We start from the raw sequence: 12,435 nt of genomic DNA on the forward strand, positions 1-12,435 counted from the left end.
TTTCCAGTGCGCCGCGTCCCACACCCTGCGGCAAACTTGAAGTTAGGCCGCGATGAGGCCGTTTTGGGGGTTGACCACACTCCACCCTCTTTCTAGATAGCCCGCCAGTGGGCCGTTAGCTCAGTTGGTAGAGCAACTGACTTTTAATCAGTGGGTCGCAGGTTCGAATCCTGCACGGCTCACCACTGACTTCCTGAATAGATTGAAAAAAAGTATGCGAAGGCAGGCGGACTGTCTGGCGCATATTTTTCCGCCCGACCTCTTGCAGCGCTCCATTTAGCCGCTACCTATTTGCGAGTGATTTGCATTTTCAGTTTTGCGCGATCATACTCAGCGTGGAGGTGGCAAGAATGAGAGCTTGGGTTCTGAGGTGGGTGTCTGCCGGGCTGCTGATGGCAGGAGCCGGTGCGGCTTTGGCGGATGAGAAGATGAAGGTCGTCACGACTTTCACGGTTCTCGCCGACATGGCGGCGAATGTGGCAGGGGATGCGGCTGAGGTTGTGTCGATCACAAAACCCGGCGCCGAAATTCACGGCTACGAACCGACGCCGCAGGATATTGTGCGGGCTTACGATGCGGACCTCATTCTCTGGAACGGTCTCAACCTTGAGCTTTGGTTCGAGCAATTCACCTCGAACCTCGGTGATGTGCCCTCCGTCACACTCAGCGACGGGATCGACCCGATTTCCATCTCGTCCGGCAGTTACGAAGGCAAACCCAATCCCCACGCGTGGATGGGGTTGGATAACGCCTTGGTCTATATCGACAATATCGCGGCCGCTTTCTCCGAACACGATCCCGACAATGCGGCGGTCTACGCGCAAAACGCGGAGCGGTACAAAGAGGAACTTCGCGCCACCATCGAACCGCTGCGCGACGCCATCGCGACGATCCCCGAAGATCGGCGCTGGCTGGTGACCTGCGAAGGCGCCTTCAGTTACCTCGCGCGGGATCTTGGCCTGAAGGAGCTGTATCTCTGGCCGATGAACGCCGATCAGGTGGGAACGCCGCAGCAGGTGCGGGCTGTAATTGACGGGGTGCGGGAAAACGACATCCCGGTCGTCTTCTGCGAAAGCACCGTCAACACTGCCCCGGCCGAGCAGGTCGCCCGTGAGACGGGTGTCAGCTATGGCGGCGTGCTCTATGTTGATTCGTTGAGCGAGGAGGGCGGTCCCGTTCCGACCTATCTCGATCTGTTGACCGTCACGACACGGACGGTTGCCGACGGGCTGACTTCGGTCACGAATTGATCCGAAGCGCCACTGCTCGGCGCGTTGCCGATTGCAATTCCGCAGGTGACGCACCCAAGTCTGGACGCAGCTTTCCCGGCTGCGTTCGAACCATGTAAGGAAACGCCATGCTCGATGAGCAGAGCCAATTGAAACCGGAGATACGACACGACCCCAAGAAAAGCGGTCTGTCGGCCCATGACGTCACCGTCACCTATCGCAATGGCCATACCGCGCTCTGGAATGCGAGCTTCGAGATTCCGCGTGGCACGGTCACGGCGCTAGTGGGGATCAACGGCGCTGGCAAGTCGACTCTGTTCAAGGCGATCATGGGGTTTGTACCTGCGGCAAAGGGCGAGATCCGTATCCTCGGCATGACGGTGAAAGAAGCGCTCGAGCGCAATCTCGTGGCCTATGTCCCGCAATCCGAGGAAGTGGATTGGGCCTTTCCGGTTCTTGTCGAAGACGTCGTCATGATGGGGCGCTACGGCAAGATGGGGTTCCTGCGCCGTCCGAAAGCTGCCGATTACGAGGCGGTGGATCAGGCGCTTTCGCGGGTCAACATGCAGGACTTCCGGCATCGCCAGATCGGTGAGCTTTCCGGCGGCCAGCGCAAGCGCGTCTTTCTGGCCCGCGCTCTGGCGCAGGACGGTCAGGTGATCCTGCTGGACGAACCCTTCACCGGTGTCGATGTGCAGACCGAGGATCAGATCGTCGCCCTTTTGCGCGAATTGCGGGACGAGGGGCGGGTGATGCTCGTGTCGACCCACAATCTTGGATCGGTTCCCGAATTTTGCGACCGTACGGTTCTCGTCAAGGGCACGGTGCTCAGCTACGGCCCCACCGAGACCACCTTCACCCGCGAGAACCTTGAAAAGGCCTTTGGCGGAGTGCTGCGTCACTTCACGCTTGGCGGTGATACGCTGCACGACGACGAGGACGCGCGTGAGGTGACGATCTTCACCGACGATGAACGCCCCTTCGTTCAGTACGGCGAAAAGACCCAGCGCACGGATCCCAACGCATGATATCCGCGCTCCTGGAACCTTTCGGCTATCATTACATGGTCAACGCCATGTGGGTGTCCGCTTTGGTCGGCGGCGTCTGTGCGTTCCTGTCCGCCTATCTCATGCTCAAGGGGTGGTCGCTGATCGGGGACGCCCTGTCCCACTCGGTCGTGCCGGGGGTTGCGGGGGCCTACATCCTCGGACTGCCCTTCGCACTGGGCGCGTTTATCGCGGGCGGTCTGGCGGCGGCCTCGATGCTGTTCCTGTCCGAAAGGTCGGGCTTGAAACCCGATGTCATCATCGGACTGATCTTCACGTCGTTCTTCGGGTTGGGCCTCTTCATGGTGTCCATCAATCCAATGTCGGTGTCCGTGCAGACCATCACGATGGGCAATATCCTTGCCATCACGCCCGAAGACACGCTGCAACTCGCGATCATCGGGTTCGTGTCTCTGGCTGTCCTTCTGGCGAAGTGGAAGGACCTGATGGTCACGTTCTTCGACGAAAACCACGCCCGCACCATCGGATTGCGCCCGCAAGTGCTCAAGGCGATCTTCTTTGTGCTGCTGTCGGCCTCGGTCGTCGCAGCGATGCAGACCGTGGGCGCGTTCCTGGTGATCGCGATGGTGGTGACTCCGGGGGCCACCGCCTACCTGCTGTGTGACAGGTTCCCGCGCCTGATCGTGACCTCCGTCGCCATCGGCGCGCTTACGAGTTTCGTGGGGGCCTATGCCAGCTACTTCCTCGATGGTGCGACGGGCGGGATCATCGTCTGCCTGCAAACGCTGATCTTCCTTCTGGCTTTCGTCTTCGCACCCCGCCACGGCCTTCTGGCAGCCCGCCGCAAGGCGGACGCGGCCTTGCGGGACGGGCCGACGGACAGCCTCGTAACGGCAGACCCTGCAAAAGGCGGTGTGTGATGGACGCTGAAACACTGCTTTTGCCGTTCCGCTTTGCATTTATGCAAAACGCTTTCCTGATCTCCATGATGGTCGCCGTGCCGACCGCCTTGCTGTCCTGTTTCCTGGTGCTGAAAGGTTGGGCGCTGATGGGCGACGCGGTCAGCCACGCGGTGCTGCCGGGGATCGTATTGGCGTATATCATCGGCATTCCGCTTCTGATCGGGGCCTTTGTCGCTGGCATGACCTGCGCGCTGGCGACTGGCTACCTGTCAAGCAACAGCCGCGTCAAAGAGGATACGGTGATGGGTGTCGTGTTCTCGGGCATGTTCGGCTTAGGGATCGTTCTGTACGTGTCCATCGAAACCAATGCGCATCTGGATCATATCCTGTTCGGCAACATGTTGGGCGTGGAAACGCACGAGCTTTGGACGGCAGGCATCATCTCCGCACTGGTCGCTGCCGTGCTGGTCCTCAAATGGAAAGACCTGTTGCTGCACAGCTTCGACCCGGCACAGGCACAGGCGTCCGGTTTGCAGGTCAACGTGCTGCATTACGGGCTTCTGACCGTGCTGTCGCTCACCATCGTCGCGACGCTCTCCGCCGCTGGTCTGATCCTCGCCATCGGGCTTCTGATCGCACCGGGCGCAATCGCCTTCCTTCTGGTGCGTGAATTCCGGGCGATGCTGTGGATGGCGGTTCTGATAAACGTTGGGGCGATGCTGCTTGGCACCTATCTGAGCTTTTTCCTCGACAGCGCGCCGGCACCGACGATCATTCTGATCCTCACGGCCCTGTTCATCCTGGCCTTCATTCGACGACAGGTTCTGACACGCCGGGCCTCGCGGCTGCGCGTGCGGCACGGATAGAGACGTTCCTCAGGTCATGACGTCGGGCTTGGTGCGCCCGGTGCGCTCCTGCAATTCGCAGATCATCGCGGTGGCCTCGGCGATGTCGCGCAGCGCCGTTTGCGTTTCGATGGTCAGATCGCCGTCGGGGGCTTCGTAACGCTCAAGATAGACGCGCAGTGTCGCACCCTCCGTCCCGGTACCGGACAGCCGAAGCACCGCACGCCCGCCGCCCTCGAAATTGATGCGCAGCCCCTGATTGTGGCTCACCGACCCATCGACCGGATCGTGGTAGGAAAACGAATCCGCCGATGCGACCGTGCACGCGCCAAAGCTTTGCCCGGCGAGATCGCCGAGCTTCGCTGTCAGGTCCGCCATCAACCCGTTGGCGATGGCGCTGTCCACGGCTTCGTAGTCGTGGCGGGAATAATAGTTGCGGCCATAGGTCTGCCAATGGTCCTGCAGGATCTCCTTCACGGACATCTTGCGCACAGCCAATATATTAAGCCAGAGCAGCACGGCCCAAAGCCCGTCCTTTTCCCGCACATGGTCGCTGCCGGTGCCCGCGCTTTCCTCACCGCAGAGCGTCACGCGCCCGGCATCCAGGAGGTTGCCAAAGAATTTCCACCCGGTTGGCGTTTCGAAGCATTCCACGCCAAGTGCCTCGGCGACACGGTCACAGGCGCCGCTCGTGGGCATCGACCGGGCCACCCCGGCAATGCCGCGTTCGTATCCGGGGGCGAGATGCGCGTTCGCGGCCAGAACGGCAAGGCTGTCGGACGGGGTCACGTAGATGCCGCGCCCCAGGATCATGTTGCGGTCGCCATCCCCATCCGAAGCGGCGGCGAAATCCGGCCCGTCATCGGACATGACCAGATCGACAAGCGGCTTGGCCCAGATCGGGTTGGGATCGGGATGCCCCTTGCCGAAGTCGACCGACGGAGTGCCGTTCATCACTGTGTCCGAAGCTGCGCCCAGGGTGTCTTCGAGGATCGCCTTGGCATAAGGCCCCGTGACCGCGTGCATCGCGTCGAACCGCATGGTGAAGCCATCGGCGAAGAGCGCGCGCAACGCGTCGAAATCGAACAGGTCTTCCATCAGCGCGGCGTAATCCGTCACCGGGTCGACGATCTCCACGGTCATGTCACCAAGATTGACCGTTCCAACCTGGCCAAGATCGATATCCGCCGTGTCGAGCGTTCGGTAGCTGTCGATGGTCTTGGTCTGCGCAAAGATCTCGTCGGTGATCGCCTCGGGCGCCGGGCCACCGTTGGACGTGTTGTATTTCAGACCAAAATCCTCGTCGATCCCGCCGGGATTGTGGCTGGCTGACAGGATCAGACCCCCATCCGCACCGCGCTTGCGGATCAGGTGCGACGCCGCAGGGGTGGACAGCAACCCGTCTTGACCGACAATCGCCTGCGCCGCCCCGTTGGCCGAGGCCATGCGCAGGATCGTCTGGATCGCTTCGGCGTTGAAAAACCGCCCATCCCCGCCGATCACCAGTGTCTTGCCTTCGACCCCGTCGATCGCGTTGAAGATCGATTGCACGAAACATTCCACGTAGTCCGGTTGCATATAGACACGGGTTTTCTTGCGCAGGCCGGATGTGCCGGGCTTCTGGCCCTCGAACGGGGTGCAGGTCTGGGTCAGGATCGTCATGCGGTTGCCTCCTTCGGGTGGTCCGTCTCGTCGTGCTGTGGGATCGGGCCGCGCTGCGCGTTCATCACATCGGCAACGTGCCGAAGCGCCGGGTTGTGGCCCATGTCCTCGATCGGCACGCTCAATCGTCTGCGCCAATTGGGGTGCTCGTCAATCGTTCCCGGCAGGTTCTGCGCGTCAAGAGCGCCGAACACGTCGTCGAGTTGTACCGACACGAGGGCGGCGGGCGCACACGCCAGTTCGCCGTGGATCGCATCGGCGATCTCGGTAGAGGTTGCGTCGGAGGAAAGGTGACAAACATCGCGCAAGCTCGCGCGCTGGCGCGACCGCTGTGCATGGCGGGCGTCGCGGTCGCGGCCATTCAGCCAGCCGACCTTCCGCCACCATTCGATATCTGTGCCGTACCAGAACCCGTTGAGCGTCGGTGTGTCGTGTGTGCCGAAGCAGGCAAGGCTGTAGGGGGGCAAGGTGTCGACGGGGCGAATCTCGCCCAGATGGTTCGTCTCGAATTGCCAGACCGCGTAGCTGTAAAGCCCGGACCCGTTCATCGCCTCACGGAACCCGTCGGGCACAAGCCCCAGGTCTTCGCCCACCACGACACAGCCCGCGCGATGCGCTTCGATGGTGATCACGGCCAGAAGCGACTCCAGCGGCTGTGTGATATAGCCCCCCGGGCTGCCATCGTCCGGCAACCAGTAGCTGCGCAGAAGACCGAGCGCGTGGTCTATCCGCAAAAGCCCGCACTTGGCCATCAACCGCCGCAACATGGACCGCAGCGGCGCATAGTGCGCCCGTGCCAGCGGTCCCGGTGCGTGCGCGGCCAGTGCCCAGGATTGGCCCTCGGGGCTCAGGTGGTCAGGCGGCGCGCCGATGGTGACGCCTTTAGCGATGGTGTCGGCGTTCATCCAGACCTCGGCCCCATCAGGACGTGGGCCAACGGCAAGGTCTAGGTAGAGGCCAAGCCCCATGCCAGCACCGGTTGCAGCCTGTTGCGCAGCGTCGATCTGCTGTTCGGCCAGCCATTGCAGCCAGAGATGGAACTCCGCCCTGTCGCCCGACGCTTTGCGCGCATCGGGGCCGGGTGTTTGCAACGCGATCGGCCAAGTGCGGAAATCATGCCCGTGGATTTCGCTGATCGCTTCGAACTCGGCAAACCGGCGGGTGTCTGCGGAACAGGTCTTTGCCCAGCGCGCAAAAGCCGATCTGTCGTATGCTTCGAACTCGCGCTCCAACGCCGCGCGTTGGACGGTCCGATATGCGGCATAGTCGATCAGCTCCGCGTCCGGCGTCGGCCCAAGCCCGGCTTTCGACGCGATGTGGTCGATGTTGAACATGCCACGATGCGACGGCGAATAGGGGCTGATGATGTCCTCCATCGCCCAGCCCAGAGCGTGCAACGGGTTCACGCCGAAGAACTGTGCACCGGCCTGCCCGAAGATTGCGGCAATCGCGCCCAGATCGGTGTAGGTTCCAAGCCCACCGTTGTGCCGAGACCGCAGTCCGTAAAGCGCCCCGGTCGTGCCCCAGCACCGTTCCATCGCGGCGCGCTCGTCCAGACGTGGCGCGTGACGCGGGCGCACCATGATGAAGGTAGAGAGCTGGCTTCCCGCCTGCTCGACGTGAAGGTCATAGTACCCGACGCCCAGACGCGGCAATTCGATCAGCTCTGCCGCGCGGCCTTCGGCGATCAGCGCACCTGTTTCGTCCAGCAGGGACCAATCGCACATGCCATCGACAGGCAGCGTCGGGCCTTCCCCGGCGAAGGCAATCAATTCCAGGGGCAGCTTATGCGCGTCCTGCGCCGCCAACGCGTCTTCCACCGATGCCGGGGTGTCGGCTTCGGTGCGCAGCGCCTTGAGAAGCGCGCGCAGAGTGTCGGGGCTTGCCTCGTGCCGCACGCCGTGCAGGTCAAAGAAATCAAGGTAGATGCCCTGCGCCCCGGCGAGCTGGCGCACCCTGTCGTCTGCGGTGCTCATCCGTCGGACCCGGTCCTGAGAACGAACGCGCTGACCGAATGGGCAGGGACGCGCACGCTCTTGCCCGTTATGGTCGTCGGCCGCTGGTCTGCCACGGAAGTCTCGATCTCGCGCACCCAAGGCGCCTCGCCTGACCGAGGCAGACAGAGGTCCATGTCGTCATTCGTACCGTTGAAAGCCAGCAGGACTTCGTCGGTCAGGGTTCTTCCAGTCAGGCTTTCGGCATTGCCGCGCAAATGCAGGCACAGGCTCGATAGGTTCTCGTCACCCCAGTTCAACGCCTTGCCGTCAAAACCGCGCCATTCCACATCCTTGCGATGATCGGTTTCCCGAGTCGCGCCGTGCAGGAAATCCATTTGTCGCAGCACAGGCGTGTCACGCCGGACCCGCGACAGGGCGGCCGTGAACGCGATCTGTTCGGGATCGAGTTCGGACCAGTCGATCCAGGTGATCTCGTTGTCCTGGCAATAGCCGTTGTTGTTGCCGTTTTGCGAATGCCCGCCTTCGTCCCCGGCAAGCAGCATCGGCGTGCCTTGCGACAGAAACACGGTGGCCAGCATATTGCGTTGTCGCCTCGCGCGATCTTCCCGGATCAGCGGATCGTCCGTCGGGCCTTCGATGCCGAAATTGTCGCTGAAATTCGCCTTGTGCCCGTCCTGGTTGCCTTCGCCATTGGCGTGGTTGTGGCGCTTCTCGAACTGCGTCGTGTCGGCCAGAGTATAGCCATCATGCGAAGCGGCGTAATTGATCGACGACCACACCCGGCGGCCACGCTTGTCGAAAACGTGCGCCGTTCCCAGAAGCGCGGACCCCAACTCTTGCGCGCCGTGGATATCACCGCGCCAGAACTTGCGCACCGTGTCGCGATAGCGGTCGTTCCACTCCGCGAACTTCGCCGGAAAACCGCCAAGCTGGTATCCGCCGGGGCCGATATCCCACGGCTCAGCAATCATCTTCACACCGGAAAGGACGGGATCCTGCCGCAGGGCTGTCAGAAAACTCCCGTTTCGGTCGAACCCGTCCGCCTCGCGGCAAAGCGTGGTTGCGAGGTCGAACCGGAAGCCGTCGACGCCCATCGCCTGCACCCAGAAGCGCAGGCTGTCGAGGATCATCCGCGTGACAAACGGATGTGCCACGTTCAACGTATTGCCGCATCCGGTGTCGTTGACGTAATAGCGGGGTGCATCGTCCTGAAGCCGGTAATAGGCCGCGTTGTCCAAGCCGCGGAACGACAGGGTCGGTCCCAACTGATCGCCTTCGGCAGAATGGTTGTAGACCACATCCAGAATGACCTCGATCCCGGCGGCATGGAAGCGGTCCACCATCGCGCGGAACCCGCGCACGCCCGCCGGTCCGAAGTAGCGCGGCTCGGGGGCGAAGAAGCCGACCGTGTTGTAGCCCCAGTAATTGATCAGCCCGCGCTCCGACAAGGCGCCTTCAGATTTGATCGCCTGCACCGGCAGAAGTTCAACCGCCGTGATGCCAAGCCGCGTCAGATGTTCCAGCATCGCGGGCGACGCCATGCCGTCGTATGTGCCGCGCAGCGCCTCGGGGACGTCGGGGTGCAGCTGTGTGAGCCCTTTGACATGGGCTTCGTAGATCAGCGTTTCATTCCAGCCGTTCCCAAAAGGCTGTGCGTCCAGCGGGAAGAGATCCGGGTCCGACACCACCGATTTGGCCACGAAAGGCGCGCTGTCTCGGTTGTCGAAGGACAGGTCCGCATCCGGGGATGCGTGCTGATAGCCGAACGTGGCGGTGTGATCGGCAAAGCTGCCGTGGAACTCGCGCGTGTAGGGGTCGATCAGTAGTTTGTTGCGGTTGAACCGATGACCGGCCTCCGGGTCATACGGCCCAGCGGCCCGATACCCATAAAGCGTGCCCGGCTTCAGCCCCGCAACATACCCGTGCCACACCGCGCCGGTGCGTTCGGGCAGGGGCAGGCGCATCTCTTCGGTTTTGCCGTCTGGCGAGAACAGACACAGAAAGACCTGTTCCGCGTGTTCCGAGAACACGGCGAAGTTGGTTCCACTGCCGTCGAAATATGCGCCCAGCCGGGACGGTGTGCCGGGTTCAAGCTTGGCGGAAACGGTGGCGTGATAGGTCATGACACGAGGTCGGAATAAAGGTCTCGATACGCCTTGGCCGAGCTTTCCCAACTGACCGGATGGCGCATCGCGGCGCGCTGCATGGCTTGCCAGAGTTTGGTGTCGGCATAGGCATCGACCACTCGGTCGATCACGGCGGCTAGGCCGACGGCGCTGACATCAGAAAAAACAAACCCGGTCGCGGCCTTGGCGGCGATGGCGGCGACATTGGCGTCGATCACGGTATCGGCCAGACCGCCGGTACGAGCGACGACGGGCAAGGTGCCGTAATGCAACCCGTAAAGCTGGGTGAGGCCGCAGGGCTCGAACCTGGACGGGATCAGGATCGCGTCGCTGCCCGCCTGAAAGAGATGCGACAGCGGCTCGTCATAGCCGATATAGGCTGCAACCTGCCCGGGATTGAGTTCGGCCGCATCGCGGAACCCCTGTTCCAGCTCGGGCTGTCCGGTGCCCAAAACGGCCAGTTGCGCGCCACGCGACACCAGATGCGGCACCGCCTCGAGCAAAGCGTCGAGGCCCTTCTGGCTGGTCAATCGGCTGATGACGCAGAACAGCGGCCCGTCGGTTCTGACCTGAAGACCCAGCCGTTCGCTCAGCGCTATGCGGTTGCTCGCCTTTCGTTTCAGCGTCTTGACGTCATACGTTTCGGCCAGTGCAGCGTCATCCGCGGGGTTCCATGCGTCGGTGTCGATCCCGTTGAGCAACCCGCTCAGCACGTTGGATCGGGCCTGAAGCACACCTTCGAGGCCCATGCCGAACTCCGGCGTCAGGATTTCGCGCGCGTAGGTGGGGCTGACCGTGGTGATCCGGTCCGAGAACATCAATGCGCCCTTCAAAAAGCTCAGATCGCCGTGAAACTCCAGCCCCTCGGGATGGAACCAGTCCGTCTTGAGGTGCAGCCTGTCGAGGACCTGCGGCCCGAAACGCCCCTGGAAGGCGATGTTGTGGATCGTGATGACCGATCGCGGCATGTCACGCCCGGACATGCGCAGGTAGACGGGGGCGAGTGCGGCTTGCCAGTCATGCGCGTGCAACACGTCCGGCTGGTATCCGTCGACTGCGCCCATCGCGATCCGCGCGCCCGCCATCGACAGGGCCGCGAAGCGCAGGTGGTTGTCGGTCCAGTCCTTGCCCGCCTCATCGACGTAAAGCCCGCCGGGTCGATCGAACAATTGCGGCGCGTCGAGCAGGAATAGCGTGATGCCACCGGATGTGACTTCGACAATTCGCCCCGTGCCACCCGGCAGATCGTCGAACCGCGCCACTTCCTTGCCCGTGGGCAAAAGTGGGAACAGCGCCGGATAGGCGGGCAGGACGACCCGTGTCTCGACCCCGAGCGGTGACAGCGCCGCCGGAAGTGCTCCGACCACATCCGCCAATCCTCCCGTCTTCACGAAAGGCGCGCCTTCCGAGGCGACCATCAACACCTGCATGTCAGCTATCCAGTTTGTCTATCATCGCTTGGGTGATCAGGCAGATGCCCCCTTCGGAGCGTCGGAAGCGTTTGGCATCCGCTTTGGGATCTTCGCCCACGATCAGCCCCGGCGGGATCTTCACGCCGCGATCCAGCACCACGTTCTTGAGATAGGCACGGCGGCCCACCTCGGCGTAGGGCAGGGCGACCACGCCTTCGAGTTGCGAATAGGAATGCGTTTTCACACCCGTGAACAGCAAACACCGATAGAGCGACGATCCCGAGATGATGCATCCACCGGACACCATCGACGACACCGCCTGTCCGCGTCGGCCTTCTTCGTTGTGGATGAACTTGGCCGGTGGGACCAATTCGGAATAGGTCCAGATCGGCCAGTCGGTCGCGTAGATATCGAGGTCCGGCTTGAAGTCGGTCAGGTCGATATTCGCCTGCCAATAGGCGTCGATCGTTCCGACATCGCGCCAATAGGGTTCGGTTTCCAGACCGGACATGACACAGGACCGGCTGAACGGATGCGCGCGTGCGCCGCCTTCGGCGACGATGCCCGGAATGATGTCTTTGCCGAAATCGTTTTCGGAATTCGGGTTCTCGGCGTCCTTTTGCAGGACCTCGTAAAGGTATTCCGCCTCGAACACGTAAATGCCCATGCTCGCCAGTGACTTGTCCGGATTGTCAGGCATCGCGGGCGGATCGGCGGGTTTCTCGACGAAGTCCAGGATCTTGTCGTTCTCGTCGACATGCATCACGCCGAACCCCTTGGCCTCTTCGCGCGGAACGGCGATGCAGCCGACAGTCACTTTCGCACCCGACCGGACGTGTTCCTCGATCATGAAGGAATAGTCCTGCTTGTAGATGTGATCGCCCGCGAGGATCAGCACGTATTTCGGGCCGTAGCCCCGAATGATCTCGATATTCTGGGTCACGGCGTCAGCGGTGCCTTTGTACCAGTTGTCTTCGCTCAGCTGCTGGGAGGCTGGCAGGATATCTAGAGACTCGTTGCGTTCCGCGCGGAAAAAGCTCCAGCCGCGCTGCATGTGCCGGATCAGGCTGTGCGCCTTGTATTGCGTCGCCACGCCGATGCGGCGGATGCCGGAATTCACCGCGTTAGACAGCGCAAAGTCGATGATCCGCGTCTTGCCGCCGAAATAGACAGCCGGTTTGGCGCGCACATCTGTCATCTCTTTCAGGCGGCTCCCCCGCCCACCTGCAAGAATAAACGCCATGGATTGCTGCGCCAGGCTGAACCTGTCTTCTTTCATGTCTTTCCTCCCCTT

9 protein-coding genes and 1 tRNA gene are annotated in these 12,435 nt (G+C 62.1%); 5 read left to right on the forward strand and 5 right to left on the reverse strand.

What is annotated here, in order from left to right; all coding sequences use genetic code 11:
* The first annotated feature begins 109 nt into the window (after positions 1-109).
* The 5 genes from Q1B16_RS16435 (at position 110) to Q1B16_RS16455 (ending at position 4,004) form a co-directional block, all read left to right on the forward strand.
* A tRNA-Lys gene (locus Q1B16_RS16435) sits at positions 110-185 on the forward strand.
* 165 nt (positions 186-350) lie between these two features.
* Entirely contained in the window at positions 351-1,250 is a 900-nt protein-coding gene (locus tag Q1B16_RS16440; RefSeq protein ID WP_299791220.1) for a metal ABC transporter substrate-binding protein, read from the forward strand.
* A 107-nt stretch (positions 1,251-1,357) separates the two neighbouring features.
* Positions 1,358-2,257 carry a manganese/iron ABC transporter ATP-binding protein gene (locus Q1B16_RS16445; protein WP_299791222.1) on the forward strand — a complete coding sequence of 300 codons (900 nt, stop codon included), beginning with the start codon at positions 1,358-1,360 and terminating at the stop codon, positions 2,255-2,257.
* A complete protein-coding gene (locus tag Q1B16_RS16450) occupies positions 2,254-3,156 on the forward strand; it encodes a metal ABC transporter permease (protein ID WP_299791224.1) in 903 nt (300 codons plus the stop codon). Before Q1B16_RS16445 ends, Q1B16_RS16450 begins: the two co-directional genes overlap by 4 nt.
* Positions 3,156-4,004 carry a metal ABC transporter permease gene (locus tag Q1B16_RS16455; protein ID WP_299791227.1) on the forward strand — a complete coding sequence of 283 codons (849 nt, stop codon included), beginning with the start codon at positions 3,156-3,158 and terminating at the stop codon, positions 4,002-4,004. The genes Q1B16_RS16450 and Q1B16_RS16455 overlap by 1 nt, the downstream gene beginning before the upstream one ends.
* Positions 4,005-4,013: 9 nt before the next feature.
* Here the strand turns inward: Q1B16_RS16455 and Q1B16_RS16460 are convergent, their stop codons facing one another.
* From Q1B16_RS16460 to glgC, 5 genes are read right to left on the reverse strand one after another with little or no spacing between them, the layout of a single operon-like run.
* Positions 4,014-5,645: an alpha-D-glucose phosphate-specific phosphoglucomutase gene (locus Q1B16_RS16460; RefSeq protein ID WP_299791230.1), complete on the reverse strand. Its 1,632-nt coding sequence runs from the start codon at positions 5,643-5,645 to the stop codon at positions 4,014-4,016.
* The gene (locus tag Q1B16_RS16465; RefSeq protein WP_299791233.1) at positions 5,642-7,621 is read right to left on the reverse strand and encodes a 4-alpha-glucanotransferase; all 1,980 of its coding nucleotides are present in this window, start codon (positions 7,619-7,621) and stop codon (positions 5,642-5,644) included. Before Q1B16_RS16465 ends, Q1B16_RS16460 begins: the two co-directional genes overlap by 4 nt.
* Complete coding sequence (gene glgX, locus Q1B16_RS16470) at positions 7,618-9,726, reverse strand: glycogen debranching protein GlgX (protein WP_299791236.1); 2,109 nt, start codon at positions 9,724-9,726, stop codon at positions 7,618-7,620. Before glgX ends, Q1B16_RS16465 begins: the two co-directional genes overlap by 4 nt.
* Entirely contained in the window at positions 9,723-11,159 is a 1,437-nt protein-coding gene (glgA, locus tag Q1B16_RS16475) for a glycogen synthase GlgA (RefSeq protein WP_299791239.1), read from the reverse strand. Before glgA ends, glgX begins: the two co-directional genes overlap by 4 nt.
* 1 nt (position 11,160) lies before the next feature.
* Positions 11,161-12,420 carry a glucose-1-phosphate adenylyltransferase gene (glgC, locus tag Q1B16_RS16480; protein ID WP_299791242.1) on the reverse strand — a complete coding sequence of 420 codons (1,260 nt, stop codon included), beginning with the start codon at positions 12,418-12,420 and terminating at the stop codon, positions 11,161-11,163.
* Positions 12,421-12,435: the final 15 nt, after the last annotated feature.

The organism is uncultured Marivita sp. (assembly GCF_947488135.1).
In the GTDB taxonomy this organism is placed as follows: Bacteria; Pseudomonadota; Alphaproteobacteria; order Rhodobacterales; family Rhodobacteraceae; genus Marivita.